The sequence below is a fragment of the Streptomyces sp. NPDC059909 genome (assembly GCF_042730885.1).
In the GTDB taxonomy this organism is placed as follows: domain Bacteria; phylum Actinomycetota; class Actinomycetes; order Streptomycetales; family Streptomycetaceae; genus Streptomyces.
The window spans coordinates 1-21,622 of sequence record NZ_JBHWKX010000019.1; the positions used below are offsets into that span (position 1 = coordinate 1).

Sequence of the window (21,622 nt, forward strand, 5' to 3'; positions counted from 1 at the left end):
GCGGCCAGTACTTCATCGAACGCACCGGCCGGGCCAGGCAGACCCGACGCCTGGTGAGCCAGCTCAACCAACTCGGCTACCAAGTCACCCTCCAAACAGAAGGAGCTGCCTGACCAGCGGCTACGGACACGGAACGGGGGATTTTCGAATCAGGCGACCCCTTCTCCGAGCTCTTCAACCGCTTCTTCGGCATGAGCCCGGCGGCCTCTCCGCCGGCTGTGCAACGGGTGCCCATCGGCCGCCTCCTCAGCGAGTCCTCGCACGAGCTGCTGGCGGCTGCGGGCGCCCGTGCGGCTCAGGACGGCTGTGACCTGGACACCGTGCATCTGCTGTGGGCCGCCACCCGGACACCGTCGGCCCGGCATGTGCTGGAACAGGCCGGTGCCGATCCGGACAAGATCGCGGAGGATCTGAGCGAGGCACTGCCGTCCGGCACCGGGTCGGGGGACCCCGCCCTCACTCCTGCCGCGAAGCGCGCGCTGCTCGCCGCCCACGCGCGTTCCCAGGCAGCCGGGGCCTCGTACATCGGCCCGGAGCACATCCTCGCCGCGCTGCTGGAGGACCCGCGCTCCGACGCCGGACGGGCGCTGCGATCCGAAGGAGCATCGCCCGGCGCGCTGGGGGCGCGCCCGGGAGGGCAGCGGGCGGCCGCGGGCGGTCACAGCGGCACCCCCACGCTCGACGAATACGGCCGCGACCTCACCGACGAGGCCCGCAGCGGACGGCTCGACCCGGTCGTCGGGCGCGCCGAGGAGATCGAGCAGACCGTGGAGGTCCTCTCCCGCAGGTCGAAGAACAATCCCGCCCTGATCGGCGAACCCGGCGTCGGCAAGACCGCCATCGTGGAGGGCCTCGCCCAGCGGATCGTGTCCGGTGACGTACCCAAGGCGCTGAAGGACCGGCGGGTCGTCGCCCTCGACATGGCGGGACTCGTCGCCGGGTCCCGGTACCGCGGCGACTTCGAGGAACGGCTGAAGAAGGTGATCGACGAGGTCACCGCCGCGGAGAAGAACATCATCCTGTTCATCGACGAGGTGCACACCGTCGTCGGCGCCGGGAGCGGAGGCGAGGGCGCCATGGACGCCGGCAACATCCTCAAGCCCGCCCTGGCCCGCGGCGACCTCAGTCTCGTCGGGGCGACCACCATCGACGAGTACCGCAAGAACATCGAGAAGGACGCCGCCCTCGAGCGCCGCTTCCAGCCCGTGATGGTGCGGGAGCCCACGGTGGAGGAGACCATCGAGATCCTCCGCGGGCTGCGCGACTCCTACGAGGCGCACCACCAGGTGCGCATCACCGACGAGGCCATCGACGCGGCGGCCGCGCTCTCCGACCGCTACATCACCGACCGCTTCCTGCCCGACAAGGCCATCGACCTCATCGACCAGGCGGGGGCGCGAGTGGCACTGCGCGGCGCGGGCGGCAGCACCGAGGCCGCCGACCTCCAGGACCGCCTGACCGGACTCAGCAGGGAGAAGGACGAGGCCGTCAGCAATGAGGACTACGAGCGCGCGGCCGAGCTCAAGCAGCGCATCCAGGAGACCGAGCGCCAACTCGCCGGTCTCGGCGAGGAGCGGGAGCAGGTCGGCGCCGTCACCGCCGAGGACATCGCCGAGATCCTCTCCCGGCGCACCGGGATTCCCGTCTCGCAGCTCACCGAGACCGAGCGCGAACGGCTGATGAAGCTCGAGGAAGCCCTGCACAAGCGAGTGATCGGCCAGGACGAGGCGGTCACCGCCGTCGCCCAGGCCGTACGCCGCGGCCGGGCCGGCATGGGCGACCCGGACCGTCCCACCGGCAGCTTCCTCTTCCTCGGCCCCACCGGTGTCGGCAAGACCGAACTGGCCAAGGCGCTCGCGGAACTGCTCTTCGGCGAGGAGGACCGGATGGTCCGCTTCGACATGAGCGAGTTCCAGGAGAAGCACACCGTCTCCCGGCTCGTCGGCTCCCCGCCGGGATACGTCGGCTACGAGGAGGCCGGGCAGCTCACCGAGGCGGTACGCCGCAAGCCCTACAGCGTCCTGCTCTTCGACGAGGTCGAAAAGGCGCACCCGGACATCTTCAACCTGCTGCTGCAGGTCCTGGACGACGGGCGGCTGACGGACGCGCAGGGCCGCACGGTCGACTTCCGCAACACCGTGGTGATCATGACCAGCAACATCGCGTCGAAGCACATCCTCGACCACGAGGGCTCGGTCGACGAGATCAGGGACGACCTCATGGCCGAGCTGCGGGCGCACTTCCGGCCCGAGTTCCTCAACAGGATCGACGAGATCGTCGTCTTCCACGCCCTGACCCGGGCCGACCTGATCCGGATCGTCGATCTGCTGCTGGAACGCAGCCGCCGCAGGCTGCACGCGCAGAAGATCGGTCTCGAGATCACCGAGACGGCAAAGGAGTGGCTGGCCAACCGCGGCTACCAGCCCGAGTTCGGTGCCCGGCCGCTGCGCCGCACGATCCAGTCCGAGCTGGACAACCGGCTGTCGAACATGCTGCTCGACGGGACCGTCAGCCCCGGCGACACGGTCGTCTGCGGCGTCCGGGACGGCGAGCTCACCTGCTCCGTCGAGGCCCCGGATAGCTCGGGCGAGGAGGCCGTGAGCGAGCCGTCCTGACCCCGGATCCCCGCAGCCCGATCCCGCCGACCGGCTCGGGGACAGACCTTCCCCGGCGCCCCCTTACCCTGGAGGAATGACCAGCAGCGACCGGAGCGAAGCAGTGGACGTCAAGGGAACATACGAGGTGCGCACCTACGGGTGCCAGATGAACGTCCACGACTCCGAGCGGCTCTCGGGCCTGCTGGAGGACGCAGGTTATGTGCGTGCGCCCGAAGGCACCGGCGAGGGTGAGGCCGACGTCATCGTCTTCAACACCTGCGCGGTGCGGGAGAACGCCGACAACAGGCTGTACGGCAACCTCGGCCGGCTCGCCCCCATGAAGGCCGCCCGCCCCGGGATGCAGATCGCCGTCGGTGGCTGTCTGGCCCAGAAGGACCGCGACACCATCGTCAAGAAGGCGCCCTGGGTCGACGTCGTCTTCGGTACGCACAACATCGGCAAGCTGGCGGTCCTGCTGGAGCGCGCCCGGGTCCTCGAAGAGGCACAGGTCGAGATCGCCGAGTCGCTGGAGGCGTTCCCCTCCACGCTCCCGACGCGACGCGAGTCCGCCTACGCCGCCTGGGTCTCGATCTCCGTCGGCTGCAACAACACCTGTACGTTCTGCATCGTCCCCGCCCTGCGCGGCAAGGAGAAGGACCGCCGGCCCGGCGACATCCTCGCCGAGGTCGAGGCGCTCGTCGCCGAGGGCGTCTCCGAGATCACCCTGCTCGGCCAGAACGTCAACGCGTACGGCTCCGACATCGGCGACCGAGAGGCGTTCAGCAAGCTGCTGCGCGCCTGCGGAAAGATCGAGGGCCTGGAGCGGGTCCGCTTCACCTCGCCGCACCCGCGCGACTTCACGGACGACGTGATCGCCGCGATGGCGGAGACCCCGAACGTGATGCCGCAGCTGCACATGCCGCTCCAGTCGGGCTCGGACACGGTGCTCAGGGCGATGCGCCGCTCGTACCGGCAGGACCGTTACCTCGGCATCATCGAGAAGGTCCGCGCCGCGATCCCGCACGCCGCGATCTCGACCGACATCATCGTGGGCTTCCCCGGCGAGACCGAGGAGGACTTCGAGCAGACCCTGCACGTCGTGCGCGAGGCACGCTTCGCGCAGGCCTTCACCTTCCAGTACTCCAAGCGGCCCGGGACCCCGGCCGCCGAGATGGAGGGGCAGATCCCCAAGGAGATCGTCCAGGCGCGCTACGAGCGGCTGGTCGCCCTCCAGGAGGAGATCTCCTGGGAGGAGAACAAGAAGCAGGTCGGCCGGACCCTGGAGGTCATGGTCGCGGAGGGCGAGGGCCGCAAGGACGGCGCCACCCACCGCCTGTCGGGCCGGGCCCCCGACAACCGCCTCGTGCACTTCACCAAGCCCGGGACCGAGGTGCGTCCCGGCGACGTCGTCACCGTCGAGATCACGTACGCGGCCCCGCACCACCTGCTGGCCGAGGGCCCGACGACGGCGGTTCGGCGCACCCGCGCGGGCGACGCCTGGGAGAAGCGCAACGCCGCCCCGCCCCAGCCGGCGGGCGTCATGCTGGGCATCCCGACGATCGGCGTCCCGGCACCGCTCCCGGCCGCGATGGGCGGCTGCTCGGCGGTCGGCTGACCACGGCCACGTCCTGGGGCCCGTCCAGCGGACGGGCCCCAGCCACTAGGCTGCGATCATGCTCGTCGCCGCCGCCGTCTGCCCCTGCCCTCCGCTCCTCGTGCCCGATGTGGCCTCAGGAGCCGCACCCGAGCTCGACGCCGCCAGGACCGCGTGCGCGGATGCGCTGAGCGTGCTCGCCGCGTCGCGCCCGGACCGGCTCGTCGTTGTCGGCCCCGCCGCGGGCGACGAGCAGGGCGCGTACCCCCAGGGTGCGTGGGGCTCCTTCAAGGGCTTCGGGGTCGATGTCGGCGTACGTCTCGGGGGGCCCGGTTCTGCGGAGTCCGGCCCGGATGCGTCCGGATCCACGGCGTCGCCCGGTTCCGGGGTGCCCGAGCGTCCGCTTCCCGCGTCGCTCGCCGTCGCCGCCTGGCTGCTCGAGCGGGTGCGATGGGCCGACGCCCCGGTCGAGGGCATGGGCGTCGACCAGGAGCTGGCGGCGGAGCGCTGCGCCGAGACCGGCCGTGAGCTCGCCGCCCTCGCGCCGCGCGTCGCGCTGCTGGTCATGGGCGACGGCAGCGCCTGCCGCACCCTGAAGGCGCCCGGCTACCTGGACGAGCGGGCCGCCGCCTTCGACGCCGGGACGGCCCGGGCCCTCGGCGCGGCGGACACCGCGGCGCTCAAGGCGCTGGACGCGTCACTCGCGTACGAGCTGAAGGCGGCGGGCCGCGCTCCCTGGCAGGTGCTCGCGGGCGCCGCCGAGGGCGCGGACCTCGCCGGGCAGCTGCTGTACGAGGACGCTCCGTACGGCGTCGGCTACTTCGTGGCCGCCTGGTCCTGAGGACCACCGGGAGCGTCCCGGCGGCAGGGCTCAAGGCCCACGGCTGATCGCTGACCGCCAGGGACAACCCCCGCCGCGAAACGGCGGACGGCCGCGAAGTTTTTGACTCCGCGGCCGTCCGCCGTTCCTCCGCCCACGCCTCGTCGCGTCGGCGCGTCACCGTCTCAGGAGGCCGGGGGCATCGTCCCCTCGTCCTTCCGCTCGGTGCCTTCGTCCCTGTGGGCGAGACGGTCCAGTGCCTCCTTGGCCTTGCCGGTGCCCGACTCGATCTTGTCGCTGTACTTGCCTTTGGTCCGGTGGTCGACCTTCTGCGCCGCCTTCTCCAGACCGTGCTCGATCTTCTCGATCTTGTCCCCGTGCTGGTGCGCGAAGTCGGAGACCTTGTCCTTCGCGGGGGCGAGCTTGGTTTTCAGCGTGTCCAGGAAGCCCATGGGTCACCTTCGCTTGTGGGATCTCTCGTGGGATCTACTTCCGGGCGCCCTCTCCGGCTTCGTTGTCCGCGGCCTCCTCGGCGGACTGCTGCTTCGGAATCTCGACGCTCTCCGCGGCGGGTGCCCCCGCCTCCTCGGACGCGGACACCGAAGCGGCCGCTGCCGCCTCGGGCGCCTCCGCGGACGCCGCCCCGGAATCGGACTCGGTGCCGGCCGCAGCCCCGCCCTCGGAATCGGACTCGGCCGTCAGAGTGCCGGCCGAGCCACCCGCGGTTGACGCCTCGGCAGTTTCCTTGCCCTTCCGGCGAAACCTTGCAAAAACGCCCATATCCACTCCATAGCGTACTCGTGTGGGCGAAATTCCGCCCCGCCCGGGGCGTCCCATGGCGCCGCCCGGGGGTGCCGGTCCGAAACCGGCCGCCGGAACCTCGCAACAGGCAACGACCATGGTCGTACGCCGTCACGTAGCTCGTTCGGGGACGGCCCGCGAGGTTTGCGAGACTGGGGCGGTGAGAAGTGCAGCTCCCGCACCGCGGGTCATCGCCGTCGTCGGTCCCACCGCGGCCGGAAAGTCCGATCTGGGCGTCCATCTGGCCCAGCAGCTCGGCGGCGAGGTGGTCAATGCCGACTCGATGCAGCTGTACCGCGGGATGGACATCGGCACCGCCAAACTGACACCGCAGGAGCGCGCCGGCATCCCGCACCACCTCCTCGACATCTGGGACGTCACGGAGGCGGCGAGCGTCGCCGAGTACCAGAAGCTGGCCCGCGCGGAGATCGACCGGCTGCTCTCCGAGGGGCGCACCCCCGTGCTCGTCGGCGGCTCCGGGCTGTACGTACGCGGAGCGATCGACGCCCTCGAGTTCCCCGGCACCGACCCCGAGGTGCGTGCGCGACTGGAGGCCGAGCTGGAGGAGCGCGGCTCCGGCGTCCTGCACGCCCGCCTCGCCGCCGCCGACCCCGATGCGGCCCGCGCGATCCTGCCCAGCAACGGCCGCCGCATCGTCCGCGCGCTCGAGGTCATCGAGATCACCGGCAAGCCCTTCACCGCGAACCTCCCCGGCCATGACGCCGTGTACGACACCGTCCAGATCGGCGTCGACGTCGAGCGTCCCGAACTCGACGAGCGCATCGCCCTGAGGGTGGACCGCATGTGGGAGGCGGGACTCGTCGACGAGGTGCGCGCCCTGGAGGCGCAGGGACTGCGCGAGGGGCGCACGGCATCCCGCGCGCTCGGCTATCAGCAGGTCCTCGCGGCGCTCGCGGGAGAGTGCACCGAGGACGAGGCGCGCGCCGAGACCGTACGCGCCACCAAACGCTTCGCGCGCCGCCAGGACTCGTGGTTCCGCCGCGACCCGCGTGTCCACTGGCTGAGCGGGGCCGTCGCCGACCGCACGGAACTCCCCGGGCGTGCCCTGGCGTTGGTCGAACGAGCGGTCACAGCCTGATCACGTGATGGCATCGGGACGCCCTGCCCGTCATTCCGGCGGCCGGGGCCATGCCATCATCAAGCATCGATCCACCAGTGGAGTCCGAGTTGGGAGGGCGCGTGGCGATGGAGGCCGGCCCTCGCGAAAGAGATCAGGAAGCTCGGCAGGGCGCACCGCGTCTGAGCCCGGACGGTCCTGACGACGCTCTGGACGTCACGCTGGACCTGCCCCTGGACGACGCCGGGACCGGGGTCGTGGTCGGCGCGGAGGTCGAGGTCGAGCTCCGGCCGCAGCGCCGGCTGAGGATCTGGCAGCTCGCTCCCATCGTCGGGCTCGCGGCCGTCGGCTCGCTCATGTTCGCGTTCCCCCTCGCCTTCGGCTCCGGGGACGGCGGCGCGGTCGTCGCCATGCTCGGACTGCTGATCAGCAGCTGCGCCGCCGGCTGGGGCATGATGGCCGCCCGCCGGGTCGGCCACACCTGGCCAGGACTCCCGGAGCGGGGCTCGGGGGAGCGGCCGGACTGGCGTGTGATCGCCCTATATGTCGTCGTCGTGGGCGCGCTGGTCGCGCTCGCGGTCTGGCGGGTCGCCCGGCTCCGCTGAGTGCCGGACCCGGGAGAGCCCCGTTGGGTGCCGGACCTGGCGGGTCGCCCGGCCCCGCAGGCTGTCGGAGCCGCCCCGTACGATGGGCGAGTGACCATCTCCGAGACCTCGCCGATCGCCTTCCTCAAGGGCCACGGCACCGAAAACGACTTCGTGATCGTCCCGGACCCGGACAACGCGATCGAGCTGCCCGCGTCCGTCGTCGCCACGCTCTGCGACCGGCGCGCGGGCATCGGCGGGGACGGCCTGCTGCACGTCGTGCGCTCCGCCGCCCACCCCGAGGCGCGCTCCCAGGCCGGCGAGGCCGAATGGTTCATGGACTACCGGAACGCGGACGGCTCGATCGCCGAGATGTGCGGCAACGGCGTACGGGTGTTCGCCCGCTATCTGCAGCGTGCCGGCCTGGTGGACGCCGGCGATCTCGCGGTCGCCACGCGCGGCGGCGTGAAGCGGGTGCACATCGCCAAGGCCGTGTCCGACAGCGGCTCCGCCACCGGCGACATCACGGTCTCCACGGGCCGTGCCGTCCTCCCCGAGGACGGCGTCACGGTCAGCGTCGGCGGCCGCAGCTGGCCGGCCCGCAATGTGAACATGGGCAATCCGCACGCGGTCGCTTTCGTCGAGGATCTGGACCATGCGGGCGAACTGCTCTCCGTGCCGCCCTACTCCCCGGCCGAGGTGTATCCCGAAGGGGTGAACGTCGAGTTCGTCGTCGACCGCGGCCCGCGTCATGTTGCCATGCGCGTCCACGAGCGCGGCTCGGGCGAGACCCGCTCGTGCGGCACCGGCGCCTGCGCCGTCGCTGTCGCGGCGGCGCGCAGGGACGGCGCCGACCCGGCCGTGACCGGGTCCCCGGTGACGTACACGGTGGATCTTCCCGGCGGGCGGCTCGTGATCACCGAGCACCCCGACGGCGAGATCGAGATGACCGGCCCGGCGGTGATCGTCGCCGAGGGCCTGATCGACCCCGGCCTGATCGAGCCTGCCTGAGCGACGTGGTCCGGGCTGCCTGGTTCTGGCCTGGCCCGGGCGGCCCGGAGCGGCCCGGACACGTCGGACAGCCAAACGGCAGTCGCATAGAGCTTCGCTCGAATGGGTGATCCGGTTCACGCTGAGCGAGAGCCGGACTCCGCCACGTGGTGGGCTCGGTAGCATCAAGCACCGGCCCGGAGGGCAAGCCTGCCGCTCCCACCGCCGGTCGACGCTGCCGGAGGTGCCCCATGAGTGCAGAGGCCACCAACCCTGATGCGCCCAGTCGCCGGCGCGGCCGCCCGAGGATCGACCTCCGTCGGCTGGGCCGGGCGGCGCTGCTCGGCCCCGCGGCACGGGACCGGCTGCCCGACGCGATCGGACACGTCGCGGAGGCTCACCGCGCCCACCACCCCGACGCCGATCTCGCCATCCTGCACCGGGCCTACGTCCTCGCCGAGTCCTCGCACCGCGGCCAGTTCCGCAAGAGCGGCGAGCCGTACATCACGCATCCGCTCGCCGTGACCCTCATCCTCGCCGAACTGGGCGCGGAGACCACGACCTTGACAGCATCGCTGCTCCACGACACCGTCGAGGACACCGAGGTGACGCTCGATCAGGTGCGCGCCGAGTTCGGCGACGAGGTCTGCTACCTCGTCGACGGCGTCACCAAGCTGGAGAAGGTCGACTACGGGGCCGCGGCCGAACCCGAGACCTTCCGCAAGATGCTCGTCGCCACCGGCAACGACGTCCGGGTCATGTCGATCAAGCTCGCCGACCGGCTGCACAACATGCGCACGCTCGGCGTGATGCGCCCCGAGAAACAGGCCCGCATCGCCAAGGTGACCAGGGACGTGCTCATCCCGCTCGCCGAACGGCTCGGCGTACAGGCCCTCAAGACCGAACTGGAGGACCTGGTCTTCGCGATCCTCCACCCCGAGGAGTACGAACGCACGCGTGCGGTCATCGCGGAGAACGCCGACGCCGCCGACGCGCTCGGAGCCATCGCCGAGAGCGTACGGTCCGTGATGCGGGAAGCCGGGATCCAGGCCGAAGTCCTCATCCGGCCCCGCCATTTCGTCTCCGTGCACCGCGTCCGGCTCAAGCGCGGCGAGCTGCGCGGGACGGACTTCGGGCGGCTGCTCGTCCTCGTCGGCGAGGATGCCGACTGTTACGCGGTCCTCGGTGAGCTGCACACCTGCTTCACCCCGCTGATCTCGGAGTTCAAGGACTTCATCGCCGCCCCCAAGTTCAACCTGTACCAATCGCTGCACACCGCTGTCGCCGGCCCCGACGGCTCCGTGGCCGAAGTCCTCATCCGCACCCACCAGATGCACAAGGTCGCCGAGGCGGGCGTGATCGCCCTCGGAAATCCGTACGCGGCGACGGACGGTCCCGAGACGGACGGCCCCGACCCGGGCGAGGCCCGCCGCCAGGAACAGTCGGACAACGCCGACGGAGAGCGCGCCGACCCGACCCGGCCCGGCTGGCTCTCCCGGCTGCTGGAATGGCAGGAATCCGCCCCCGACCCCGACACCTTCTGGACCTCGCTGCAGGCGGACCTCGCCGAGGACCGCGAGATCACCGTCTTCCGCGCCGACGGCGGCACACTCGGCCTCCCCGCCGGGGCGAGCTGCGTGGACGCGGCGTACGCGCAGTACGGCGAGGCGGCGCACGCCTGCATCGGCGCCAGGGTCAACGGCAGACTCGCCACGCTCAGCACCCAGCTCGGCGACGGCGACACCGTGCAGCTGCTGCTCGCCCAGGACGCCCCGTCGGGGCCGTCGCCCGAATGGCTGGAGCACGTCCGGACACCCGCCGCGCGGATCGCCATCAGCAGCTGGCTGGCCGAGCACCCGGAGGACGCGAAGCCGCCGGCCGCCGCGCCGCGTGCGCCCATGGCCACGGCCGTCACCGCGGGCCGCCGGGCCGCCGTGAACGCGGTGACCGACCTGCCGGGCGCGACCGTACGCCTCGCGGGCTGCTGCACTCCCGTACCGCCCGACGCGGTCACCGGCTTCGCGGTGCGCGGCGGTGCCGTCACCGTGCACCGCGTGGAGTGTCCCGCGGTGGCCCGGATGCAGGGACTGGGGCGGGCACCCATCGGTGTGCGCTGGGGCGACGCGGCCGAGTGCCGGGTCACGCTCGTCGCCGAGTCGTTCGGGCGGCCGCGACTGCTCGCGGATCTCACCGAGGTCATCGCGACGGCGGGCGCGGCGATCGTCTCCGCCATGGTGGAGCCGCCGAGCGAGCAGCGCGTACGGCACACGTACACCCTGCAGCTCCCGGACGCGGCCGGGCTTCCGGGGCTGATGCGGGCGATGCGCGACGTGGCCGGGGTGTACGACGTGAGCCGCGCGCAGCATCCGGCGGGCACGACCTGATCCACGGGGCGGACGCCTGTCACGGAATCCGCGGGCGGACGTCTGCCGCCCCCCGGGCGGAGCCCGTTCGGGTGGGCGCGGAGCGCGCCGTCGCCGAACCGGATCATCGCACTGGTAGCGGTGGTGCATGCCGCTCACCTCTCGACGCCTGCGAGCCGCCCTGCTCGCCGCCGCCTCGGTCACCCTGGTGGCCGCCGCACTGCCCGCGCCCAAACCCGTACCGCTCGGCATCGGCGACCCGCTCTTCCCGCACCTCGGCAACCCGGGGTACGACGTCCTCGCGTACGACATCGCGCTCACTTACAAGGGTTCGAACAGCAAGCTTCTGGATGCCGTCACGAAGATCGACGCGCGGGCGACCAAGCGCCTGGAGCGGATCAACCTCGACTTCACCCGCGGCACCGTGCGGAAGGTCGAAGTGAACGGCCGCAGTGCCGAGTTCGCAACCGCCGGTGAGGACCTCGTGATCGCGCCCGCCGGCGGCGCGGTCGCGGCAGGTGCACCGCTGAGGATCACCATCACCCACACGAGTGACCCGAAGGGCAAGGGCGACGGTGGCTGGGTCCGCACCACCGACGGGCTGGCGATGGCGAACCAGGCCGATGCCGCCCACCGCGTCTTCCCCTGCAACGACCACCCGGCCGACAAGGCCTACTTCACGTTCCGCATCACGGCCCCGGCCGAGTTGACGGCCGTGGCCAACGGACAGTTCGCGGCGAAGGCCCGGGCCGGTTCGACCGCGACCTGGCTGTACCGCACCCGGCACCCGATGGCGACCGAGCTCGCCCAGGTCAGCATCGGAAAGTCGGCCGTCGTCCGCCGCCAGGGCCCGCACGGGCTGCCCGTGCGGGACGTCGTCCCGACGGCCGACCGCGAGAGCCTCGAACCCTGGCTCAAGAAGACGCCCGCGCACATCGAGTGGATGGAGCGCAAGGTCGGGCGCTACCCCTTCGAGACGTACGGTGTGCTCGTCGCCGCCGCCGACACGGGATTCCAGCTGGAGACCCAGACGCTGTCGCTCTTCGAGCGGTCGCTCTTCACGCGCCCCGAGTTCCCCAAGTGGTACGTCGACTCGATCATGGTCCACGAACTGGCCCACCAGTGGTTCGGGAACAGCGTCACACCGCGCGGCTGGTCGGATCTCTGGCTCAACGAGGGACACGCCAGCTGGTACGAGGCCCTGTACGCGGAGGAGCACGCAAAGCAGTCCCTGGAGACGCGGATGCGCCAGGCGTACACGCACTCGGACAGCTGGCGTGCGGCGGGCGGGCCGCCCGCGGCCCCCAAGCCGTCGAAGCCGGGGCAGCAGATCGGACTGTTCCGGCCGGTCGTGTACGACGGGAGTGCACTGGTGCTGTACGCGCTCAGGCAGAAGATCGGGAAGAGCGCCTTCGAGCTGCTGGAGCGTCGCTGGGTCGCCGAGCACAGGGACGGGACGGCGACGACGGCGGACTTCACGAAGCTCGCATCGAAGGTCGCCGACCGTGATCTGTCCGGCTTCTTCAAGGCGTGGCTGTACGGGAAGAAGACCCCGAAGATGCCCGGGCACGCCGACTGGCGCAGCGCAGCGCCGAAGCCAAAGGCGTAACCGGGGCCGGGCCGTCGGCGGGGGGCGAAGCCCCCTGCCGGGACTCGGGCGGCCCGGCGTGGACCGGTGACCGGGGGTCGACCGTGGCTTCGGCGGGTAAAACCGGGGTGACGGCCGTGGTGGCACCGTGCGACCATCGACACAACGGGCGGTGCCGCCGGGCCGTGGCCTGCCGGAGTCCATCGGGAATCTTTCCGGCCCGTCACGCGTTGTGACCGGCGTACTGTACTTTCCGTACCGTATTTCCATCGACGTAAGGATCCAATGACCTCCTCTTCATCCCCTTCCAGGAACGCGCAGAGCTTCGCGGACACGAACCGCACCGAGAGCCTTCGGGCCGATGCCCTGATGGAAGAGGACGTCGCCTGGAGCTACGAGATCGACGGAGAGCGGGACGGCGATCAGTTCGACCGCACCGAGCGTGCCGCGCTGCGGCGCGTGGTGGGCCTCTCCACCGAGCTCGAGGACGTCACCGAGGTCGAGTACCGGCAGCTGCGCCTGGAGCGCGTGGTGCTGGTCGGCGTCTGGACTTCGGGGACCGTGCAGGATGCGGAGAACTCCCTGGCGGAGCTCGCGGCGCTCGCCGAGACGGCGGGTGCGCTCGTGCTCGACGGCGTCATCCAGCGCCGTGACAAGCCGGACCCTGCCACCTACATCGGCTCGGGCAAGGCGCAGGAGCTGCGCGACATCGTGCTCGAGAGCGGAGCCGACACCGTCGTCTGCGACGGTGAGCTCAGCCCCGGCCAGCTGATCCAGCTGGAGGACGTCGTCAAGGTCAAGGTGGTCGACCGCACCGCCCTGATCCTCGACATCTTCGCGCAGCACGCCAAGTCCCGAGAGGGCAAGGCACAGGTGGCGCTGGCACAGATGCAGTACATGCTTCCCCGGCTCCGGGGCTGGGGTCAGTCGCTGTCCCGGCAGATGGGTGGCGGCAGCGGCGGCATGGCCACCCGAGGCCCCGGTGAGACCAAGATCGAGACGGACCGGCGACGGATCCGCGAGAAGATGGCGAAGATGCGCCGGGAGATCGCGGACATGAAGACGGGCCGCGAGATCAAGCGGCAGGAGCGCCGGCGGAACAAGGTCCCGTCGGTCGCGATCGCGGGATACACCAACGCGGGCAAGTCCTCGCTGCTCAACCGACTCACCGGCGCCGGTGTCCTGGTGGAGAACGCACTGTTCGCCACGCTGGACCCGACCGTGCGCCGGGCCGAGACCCCGAGCGGCAGGCTCTACACGCTGGCGGACACCGTCGGATTCGTCCGGCATCTGCCGCACCACCTGGTCGAGGCGTTCCGCTCCACCATGGAGGAGGTCGGCGAGTCCGATCTGATCCTGCACGTGGTGGACGGCTCGCACCCGGCTCCGGAGGAGCAGCTCGCCGCCGTGCGCGAGGTGATCCGTGAGGTCGGCGCGCTGGACGTGCCCGAGATCGTGGTGATCAACAAGGCGGACGCGGCCGATCCGCTGGTGCTGCAGCGCCTGATGCGGATCGAGCGGACCGCGATGGCCGTATCGGCCCGCACGGGTCAGGGCATCGACGAGCTGCTCGCGGTGATCGACGCCGAACTGCCGCGTCCCGAGGTCGAGATCGAGGCCCTCGTGCCGTACACGCAGGGCGCGCTCGTCTCGCGGGTGCACGCCGACGGGGAGGTGCTCTCCGAGGAGCACACCTCCGAGGGCACGCTGCTCAAGGCGCGCGTCCACGAGGAACTGGCCGCGGCACTCGGGCCGTACGTACCGGCGACGCACTGATCCGCCACACGGCGGACGGACCCGGACCAAGGCCGAAGGCCCGCCCCCTCCAGGTGAGGGGGCGGGCCTTCGATCGTTCAGCGTTGCCGGAGGGGACTCACTGGCCGGCGAACTTGTCGCTCATCATCGTGTAGATCTCCTCGGCGCCCTCGCCCAGGCGCGGCCCGGCCAGCCAGCCCGCGGTCACCGGACCGATCGAAGTGTTGGAGACCAGCGCCGGCTTGCCGTTCGGCTGCTCGGCGAACCAGCCGCCGCCGGAGGAACCGCCGGTCATGGTGCAGCCGATGCGCCACATCGTCGGCGTGCCGGGGCTGATGGACAGCCGCCCGGGGCGGTCGACGCACTTGTGCATGAGCAGGCCGTCGAACGGCGGGGCTGCCGGGTAGCCCCAGGCGCCCATGGCGTCGATGTCCTTCGCCTCGGGGGCGTCGAAGTTGACGTCGAGGGCGGCGCCCACGGTCTCCTCGAGGGACTTGCCGCCGTTCTCGGGCTTGACGTGCATCACGGCGTAGTCGTACGGAGCACCCGCGCCACCGGTCGGGCCGCCCTGGGTGATCCATTCGGCCGAGGTCGAGACCCAGTCCGCCCAGTAGACGCCGTACGGGGCGATCTCCTGCGGCTTCGCGTTCTCCAGCTGGGCCGAGGACTTGCCGAGGTCGTTGTAGGCCGGGACGAAGGCGATGTTGCGGTACCAGCCGCCCGCCTGGCCTGCGTGCACGCAGTGGCCCGCGGTCCAGACGAGGTTGGACCTGCCCGGGGCCTTCGGGTCCTTGATCACGGTGGCCGAGCAGACCATCGTGCCCTCGGGGGCATCGAAGAACACCTTGCCGACCGGCGCCGCGTTCTTGTGGTACGGCTTCTCCTCCGGTTCGGCCTTCACCGGGGCCGGCTCCGGGTCCGTGACGCCCTGGTCGCCCGAGATGTCACCGGCGGCCATGGTCTTCTGCGGGGACTTGGCCTCCTTCATCCGCTCGGGCTTCCACAGGCCCTCGATCACCGGGTTGACGAAGTCCTTGGCCTCACTCAGCCACTTGTCCTTGTCCCAGTTCTTCCACCCGCCGTTCTTCCACTTGTCCAGGTCGACACCGTGCTCCTTGAGCTTGTCGGCCAGGTCGGCGGGGAGGTCGGCATCGCCGCCGGCGTCCCCGACGGTGGCGGAGGCGGCGGGCTTGTCGGCCGCGCTGTTCTCACTCGGGCCGCAGGCCGTGGCCGTCAGCGAGAGGGCCGCGGCGAGGCCCGTGACGGCCAGCAGCGGACGTATGGATCGCATGGAAACGAGTCCCCCTGATGTGAATTGCCATGAACGTGTCACGTGACAGGCACGCGAAAGGGCGGTCGTCAGCGGACCGCCCGTGGTGCGCCCCCACTTTATTCCCGTAAGGCCCACGCCAGTTGAAAGGGGTGCCCACCTGCACGGAGTCTCCACGCGCGGCTTACGGCGGGCGCTGACCCGGGCGGCTGACGTGGCGTGGGAACGATGGAGAGGGCGCGGGGGCGCGCGGGTGGGGTGTGGGGCGGGAGCACAAGGGGGCCTCCGGAGAAGCTCCGGAGGCCCCCTCGGACGAGCGGGGCGCCGCTGCCACCCGCTGCCTTCTACCGGCCCGCGAACTTCTCGCTGACCGCGTCGTAGATGCCCTTGGCCTCGGGACCGAGCCGCGGTCCGGCCAGCCAGCCGGCCGTCACCGGGCCGATGGACGTGTTCGACACCAGTGCGGGCTTGCCGTCCTTGCCGGCCGCGACCCAGCCGCCGCCGGACGAACCGCCGGTCATCGTGCAGCCGATGCGGTACATCGTCGGCTGGTCGGCCTTGAGGGACAGCCGGCCCGGCCGGTCCTCGCACTGGAACATCCGCTCACCGTCGAACGGCGGCGCCGCCGGGTATCCCGTGGCCGTCATGCTGCTGATCTTCGGCGCGGCCGAAGCGTTGAACTCCACGGGAAGCGCCGAACCGACCGTCTCCTCCAGCGACTTGCCGGTGCTGCCCTTCTCCGGGGTCACATGGATCACCGCGAAGTCGTACGGCGCACCCTGTCCGCCGGTCGCGGCACCCTGGGAGATCCACTGCTCGGAGGTCTGCGCCCAGTCGCCCCACCAGACGCCGAACGGAGCGATCTCCTCCTTCGTCGGCTTCCGCTGCTCGGCGGCGGACTTCGCGTCGTTGTTGTAGGAGGGAACGAAGGCGATGTTGCGGAACCAACCGCCCTCCTTGCCGGCGTGCACGCAGTGGCCGGCCGTCCAGACCAGGTTGGACTTGCCGGGGTTCGCAGGGTCCTTCACGACGGTCGCGGAACAGACCATCGAGCCCTGGGGTCCGTCGAAGAACACCTTCCCCGCCTCGGCCACGTTGTCGTGGTACGGGGCCTTCACGGCCTGCGCCTCGACCGGCTGCGGCGTCGGGTCGGTGACACCCTCGTCACCGGAGATGTCCTCCTCCTCGACCGGCTGGTCGGGCTGTTCGGCGTCCCGCATCCGGTCCGGGTCCCAGAGGTCCTCGATGATCGGGTTCACGTAGTCCTTGGCCTCACGCAGCCAGGTCTCCTTGTCCCAGTTCTTCCACTCGCCGTTCTTCCACTTGTCCAGGTCGATCCCGTGCTCCTTGAGCCGGTCCTTGAGATCGTCCGGAATCGTGATCTTGTCGTCGGCGGACGGGGCGCTCGCGCTGGGTGTGCCCCCCGCGGTGTCCTCGCTCGGACCACAGGCCGTGGCCGTCAGTGCGAGCGCCGCGGCGACAACGGCCGCAGCGAACGCCGGAGTTCTGCGACCGGCGCTCCTCCCACGGCGTGCTGCGAAGGTCGGGCGATTGAGTCGCATGTCGTGATCCCCCTGGGACTTCATGAATTCCGTACCTGCTGGAACGAACTGCCGTCGCACACCGGGCGGCCCTGCCCGGTGCCGGAAGTGCAGCCCCCCACTATGCCGGTGCCGATGGGGACGGTGTGCGGCAGGGCGCGGTTCCCCCGCCGCAACGATCTTTCGAAGAACCGTGATCCCTCGGTGCCGTCGTCGTTGGTACGTACGGGCAACACAAGGTCAGCGTTCAGCCCCGCGGTCCGGCGCAGGAACTCCGTACCGACGTGGAACGCAACTGTGACAGCTGGAGGACACAGAGCAGTGGCCGTGACCGAACCTGCCCCTGTGGCGCAGCCCGCCGCGCACGAAGGGATCCTCCGGCGCCAGTCGCTCCGCGAGTCGGCGGCCCGTACGTATGCGCGCTCGCTCCCGATCGTTCCCGTACGGGCGAGGGGGCTGACGATCGAGGGGGCCGACGGCCGCCGGTACCTCGACTGTCTCTCCGGCGCGGGCACCCTGGCCCTCGGCCACAACCACCCCGTCGTCCTGGAAGCGATCAAAAAGGTCCTCGACTCGGGTGCGCCCCTGCACGTCCTCGACCTCGCCACTCCGGTCAAGGACGCCTTCACCACGGAGCTGTTCGCCACGCTGCCTCGCGCGCTCGCGGACAACGCCCGCATCCAGTTCTGCGGACCGGCCGGCACCGACGCGGTCGAAGCGGCACTCAAACTCGTCCGCACCGCCACCGGCCGTACGGGCCTGCTCGCCTTCACCGGCGCCTACCACGGCATGACCGCCGGAGCCCTCGACGCCTCGGGCGGTGCCACCGACGTCCGTGTGACCCGGCTGCCCTACCCGCACAACTACCGCTGCCCGTTCGGGATCGGCGGTGAGCGCGGCGCGGAACTCGCCGCGCGCTGGACCGAGAACCTCCTCGACGACCCCAAGGGCGGAGTCCCCGCCCCGGCCGGAATGATCCTCGAACCGGTGCAGGGCGAGGGCGGAGTCATCCCGGCTCCCGACGCCTGGATGCGGCGGGTGCGCGACATCACCGCGTCCCGCTCCATCCCCCTGATCGCCGACGAGGTACAGACGGGTGTCGGCCGCACCGGCACCTTCTGGGCGGTCGAGCACAGCGGAATCGTCCCCGATGTAATGGTCCTGTCCAAGGCCATCGGCGGCTCCCTCCCCCTGGCCGTCATCGTCTACCACTCGGATCTCGACGCCTGGCAACCCGGAGCCCACGCGGGGACGTTCCGCGGCAACCAGCTCGCCATGGCCGCGGGCGCGGCCACCCTCGCCTACGTCCGCGAGAACCGCCTCGCCGAACGGGCAGCCACCCTCGGCGCCCGTATGCTCGGCCGGCTCCAGGGCCTCGCCGCGACCCACCGGTGCATCGGTGACGTTCGAGGCCGCGGCCTCATGATCGGCGTCGAACTTGTCGATCCCGACGTCGACGCCCCGCATGCCGTCGCCCCACCGCCCGACACCGCCCTCGCCGCCGCAGTCCAGCAGGAATGCCTGAGCCGTGGCCTCATCGTCGAACTCGGCGGCCGCCACTCGGGCGTTGTCCGCCTGCTGCCTCCTCTCACCCTCACCGACGAACAGGCCATGGCCGTCCTCGACCGCTTCGCCGACGCCCTGGCAGCGGCCGAACGCTCCCCCCGGCGCCGGAACGAAACCGGACCGGCTCACTGACCCCGTCTCCTGATCCCGGACGACATCACAAGGAAGTCCCCCGTGAACCCCACTTCTGCACCCGACGCTCCCGAGCCCGACAACCGCCCCACCGCCCACGCCGGAGTGCAGAGCAGTACGCGCAGCCCCCTCACGGTCGAGCAGGCGACGGTGCCGCGACAGATGTCGGGGTCCCCCGGCGAGCGGACTGCCCCAGCCCCCACTCACGTCGCCACCGTTCCCGCATCGGCGTCCGCCGCGACGGGCGCGCCGGCCTCGGTTCCGGTTCCTGCCCTGGCCGGTGTCGAGGCGCCCGACCCGCTCGACCACCCCGAGCCGCACATCGCGGGGGACGCGGCCACGGTCGAGAGCCTGCTGCGCTGCTGGGTCCGGGAGAACGATCTCCCCCGGCCGGACGGCCACACCTTGCGTATCCCGCTCGATGCCAGCGGCACCGCCCTCCTCGTTCCCGTCCTCTACTGGTCCGCCACCGGCTGGCACCGCTTCGGCCCGCCCTTCCTCGAAGGCGCTCCCCACGATGCCCCGCCGGCCGACGCCGTCACCGTCGCCGCCTTCCTCACCCGCGAGACGGGCGGCACCGACCAGGCCGCCGCACTCCCCGAGACCGCCGGTCCCCGTTCCGGCCGTGAGGAGCCCCTCCTCGGGCGGCTTTCCGAAGGCGCCGATCTCGTCGGCAGGGTCGCCGACTCGCTCCGGCGGACCGCCGATTTCATCGCCGACCGCAGGCAGCGCCCCGGCCCACGCCCCGATGCCGATCTGTTCCTCACCGCCGAACAGTCGCTGATCCTCGGACACCCGCTCCACCCCACGCCCAAGAGCCGGGAAGGACTCTCCGAGGCCGAGGCACGCCTCTACTCACCTGAGTTGTACGGTTCCTTTCCGCTCCACTGGATGGCCGTCGACCGGAGCGTCGTGGCCACCGACTCGGCCTGGACGGAAGAGGGCCGCGTCGTCCCCGCCGAGCGGCTCATCCACCGCCTCGCGGGCGACCTCCGACTCCCGCCCGGCACCGTGCCGTTGCCGCTTCACCCATGGCAGGCCCGTGAACTCGGCCACCGCCCCGCAGTCGCCGAACTGCTCGACGCCGGCCTGCTCCACGATCTCGGCCCGAGCGGCGACCCCTGGCATCCCACGTCATCGGTCCGCACCGTTCACCGGCCCGGTGCCCCCGCCATGCTCAAGCTCTCCCTCGGCGTACGCATCACCAATTCCCGCCGGGAAAACCTCCGCAAGGAACTCCACCGCGGAGTGGAGGTCCACCGTCTGCTCCGGACGGGTCTGGCCGAGCAGTGGCAGGCTGCCCACCCCGGCTTCGACATCGTCCGCGACCCGGCCTGGCTCGCAGTCGACGCACCCGACGGCCTGCCCGTGCCGGGACTCGACGTCATGCTGCGCCACAACCCCTTCGGCCCCGGAGACGACGCCGTCTGCATCGCCGGACTCACCGCACCCCGGCCGTGGCCGGGCCGGACCGGGATGCACTCGCGCCTCGCCGACGTCGTGAACCGGCTGGCCATCCGCACAGGCCGGCCCAGCGCCGCCGTCGCCGCCGAGTGGTTCCTGCGCTACCTCGACCAGGTGGTGCGCCCGGTGCTCTGGCTGGACGCCAAGGCCGGAGTCGCTCTCGAAGCCCACCAGCAGAACACCCTGGTGATCCTCAGCCCCGAGGGCTGGCCGGTCGGCGGCCGCTACCGAGACAACCAGGGCTACTACTTCCGAGAGTCCCACCGCGTGTCTCTCGAAAGCCGGTTCCCCGGCATCGGCAGCGCGAGCGACACCTTCGTTCCCGACTCCGTCACGGACGAGCGCTTCGCCTACTACCTCGGCATCAATAACGTCCTCGGCCTGATCGGGGCCTTCGGCGCCCAGCGCCTCGCCGACGAGCGCGTACTGCTCGCGGCCTTCCGCCAGTTCCTCACCTCCGCCGTCGCACTCGGCTCCCCCCTTCCCGCGCTGCTGCTCGAGACCCCCACCCTGCGCTGCAAGGCCAATCTGCTCACCCGGCTCCACGGCCTCGACGAGCTCGTCGGACCCGTGGACACCCAGTCCGTCTACGTCACGATCACCAATCCCCTTCACTCCGGAATGACATCGACCCCTCCGAACCGCTGAGAGGAGAGCTCTTCCATGCCTCCCACCGACTCGAGCACCGACACCGGACCGTTTCCCGCCCCCCACTCAGGGGGGAGCACCGAGGACACGCTGGACCTTCGGCTGCCCGACGAACTCCTCGCGCTGTTCGGACAGGACGGGCTGATCGACGACCGATCGCAGGCACCGGACGCGAGGAACCCCGGGGATGCTGCCGACGCGGGGCTCGACCACGAAGACCTCCTCGACTGCCTTGCCAGCTGGGGCACGGCCACCACCCCGCTCGGCTCCTTCCAGCTCCTCCCCGTCCGTATCGACCGCGACCTCCAGCTGATCAGCCGCTGGATGAACGACCCCGCCGTCGCGGCCTTCTGGGAACTGGCCGGACCCGAGTCGGTCACCGAAGCCCACCTCCGCCCCCAGCTGGACGGCGACGGCCGCAGCGTCCCCTGCCTCGGCGTCCTCGACGGCACGCCCATGAGCTACTTCGAGATCTACCGCGCCGACCTCGACCCGCTCGCCCGCCATTACCCGGCCCGACCCCATGACACCGGGCTGCACATTCTTATCGGCGGTGTCGCCGACCGCGGACGAGGCGTCGGCACCGCGTTGCTCCGCGCCGTCGCCGAACTCGTCCTCGACAACCGTCCCAGCTGTGCACGCGTCATCGCAGAACCCGACTTGCGCAACACCCCCTCCGTGTCCGCCTTCCTGAGCGCCGGCTTCCGCTTCTCCGCGGAAGTCGACCTCCCCGACAAGCGAGCCGCGCTCATGGTCCGCGACCGAGCCTTGACCAGGCTGCTGTGATCGACCCGCTGCTTTACATACACCGCTCGCCCTGCATCGGTTCCA

Annotated in this window: 16 protein-coding genes; 12 read left to right on the top strand and 4 right to left on the bottom strand. The window is 71.1% G+C overall.

Annotated elements, in window-relative coordinates:
- Nucleotides 1–191: 191 nt before the first annotated feature.
- From ACFV9O_RS15495 to ACFV9O_RS15505, 3 genes are all read left to right on the top strand, one after another.
- Entirely contained in the window at nt 192–2,615 is a 2,424-nt protein-coding gene (locus tag ACFV9O_RS15495; RefSeq protein ID WP_385417439.1) for an ATP-dependent Clp protease ATP-binding subunit, read from the top strand.
- A 76-nt stretch (nt 2,616–2,691) separates the two neighbouring features.
- Nucleotides 2,692–4,212 (top strand): tRNA (N6-isopentenyl adenosine(37)-C2)-methylthiotransferase MiaB, encoded by a 1,521-nt coding sequence (gene miaB, locus ACFV9O_RS15500; RefSeq protein ID WP_385417442.1) that lies wholly within the window; start codon nt 2,692–2,694, stop codon nt 4,210–4,212.
- A gap of 58 nt (nt 4,213–4,270) precedes the next feature.
- A complete protein-coding gene (locus ACFV9O_RS15505; RefSeq protein ID WP_385417444.1) occupies nt 4,271–5,032 on the top strand; it encodes a class III extradiol dioxygenase subunit B-like domain-containing protein in 762 nt (253 codons plus the stop codon).
- A gap of 164 nt (nt 5,033–5,196) precedes the next feature.
- Here ACFV9O_RS15505 and ACFV9O_RS15510 read toward each other — a convergent pair whose 3' ends face one another.
- Entirely contained in the window at nt 5,197–5,463 is a 267-nt protein-coding gene (locus ACFV9O_RS15510) for an antitoxin (protein ID WP_385417446.1), read from the bottom strand.
- A gap of 34 nt (nt 5,464–5,497) precedes the next feature.
- Nucleotides 5,498–5,791 carry a hypothetical protein gene (locus ACFV9O_RS15515; RefSeq protein ID WP_385417448.1) on the bottom strand — a complete coding sequence of 98 codons (294 nt, stop codon included), beginning with the start codon at nt 5,789–5,791 and terminating at the stop codon, nt 5,498–5,500.
- 181 nt (nt 5,792–5,972) lie between these two features.
- Between ACFV9O_RS15515 and miaA the strand changes: the two genes are divergently transcribed.
- From miaA to hflX, 6 genes are all read left to right on the top strand, one after another.
- Nucleotides 5,973–6,911: a tRNA (adenosine(37)-N6)-dimethylallyltransferase MiaA gene (gene miaA, locus ACFV9O_RS15520; RefSeq protein ID WP_385417451.1), complete on the top strand. Its 939-nt coding sequence runs from the start codon at nt 5,973–5,975 to the stop codon at nt 6,909–6,911.
- Between the two features lie 107 nt (nt 6,912–7,018).
- A complete protein-coding gene (locus ACFV9O_RS15525) occupies nt 7,019–7,495 on the top strand; it encodes a hypothetical protein (protein WP_385417677.1) in 477 nt (158 codons plus the stop codon).
- Nucleotides 7,496–7,585: 90 nt separating this feature from the next.
- A complete protein-coding gene (gene dapF / locus ACFV9O_RS15530; RefSeq protein WP_385417455.1) occupies nt 7,586–8,485 on the top strand; it encodes a diaminopimelate epimerase in 900 nt (299 codons plus the stop codon).
- Nucleotides 8,486–8,715: 230 nt separating this feature from the next.
- Nucleotides 8,716–10,848, top strand: coding sequence for a RelA/SpoT family protein (locus ACFV9O_RS15535; RefSeq protein WP_385417458.1), 2,133 nt, complete (start codon nt 8,716–8,718; stop codon nt 10,846–10,848).
- A 127-nt stretch (nt 10,849–10,975) separates the two neighbouring features.
- Nucleotides 10,976–12,436, top strand: a complete 1,461-nt coding sequence (locus tag ACFV9O_RS15540) for a M1 family metallopeptidase (protein WP_385417461.1) — start codon at nt 10,976–10,978, stop codon at nt 12,434–12,436.
- Nucleotides 12,437–12,700: 264 nt separating this feature from the next.
- Entirely contained in the window at nt 12,701–14,191 is a 1,491-nt protein-coding gene (gene hflX / locus ACFV9O_RS15545) for a GTPase HflX (protein ID WP_385417464.1), read from the top strand.
- A gap of 97 nt (nt 14,192–14,288) precedes the next feature.
- Here hflX and ACFV9O_RS15550 read toward each other — a convergent pair whose 3' ends face one another.
- Complete coding sequence (locus ACFV9O_RS15550; RefSeq protein ID WP_385417466.1) at nt 14,289–15,461, bottom strand: trypsin-like serine peptidase; 1,173 nt, start codon at nt 15,459–15,461, stop codon at nt 14,289–14,291.
- Nucleotides 15,462–15,784: 323 nt separating this feature from the next.
- Nucleotides 15,785–17,002: a trypsin-like serine peptidase gene (locus ACFV9O_RS15555; protein WP_385417468.1), complete on the bottom strand. Its 1,218-nt coding sequence runs from the start codon at nt 17,000–17,002 to the stop codon at nt 15,785–15,787.
- Between the two features lie 300 nt (nt 17,003–17,302).
- Here ACFV9O_RS15555 and ACFV9O_RS15560 point away from each other — a divergent pair, with 300 nt between their 5' ends.
- From ACFV9O_RS15560 to ACFV9O_RS15570, 3 genes are read left to right on the top strand one after another with little or no spacing between them, the layout of a single operon-like run.
- Complete coding sequence (locus tag ACFV9O_RS15560) at nt 17,303–18,679, top strand: diaminobutyrate--2-oxoglutarate transaminase family protein (RefSeq protein WP_385417470.1); 1,377 nt, start codon at nt 17,303–17,305, stop codon at nt 18,677–18,679.
- Between the two features lie 42 nt (nt 18,680–18,721).
- A complete protein-coding gene (locus tag ACFV9O_RS15565; RefSeq protein WP_385417473.1) occupies nt 18,722–20,791 on the top strand; it encodes an IucA/IucC family protein in 2,070 nt (689 codons plus the stop codon).
- Nucleotides 20,792–20,806: 15 nt separating this feature from the next.
- Nucleotides 20,807–21,577 (top strand): GNAT family N-acetyltransferase, encoded by a 771-nt coding sequence (locus ACFV9O_RS15570; protein WP_385417474.1) that lies wholly within the window; start codon nt 20,807–20,809, stop codon nt 21,575–21,577.
- Nucleotides 21,578–21,622: the final 45 nt, after the last annotated feature.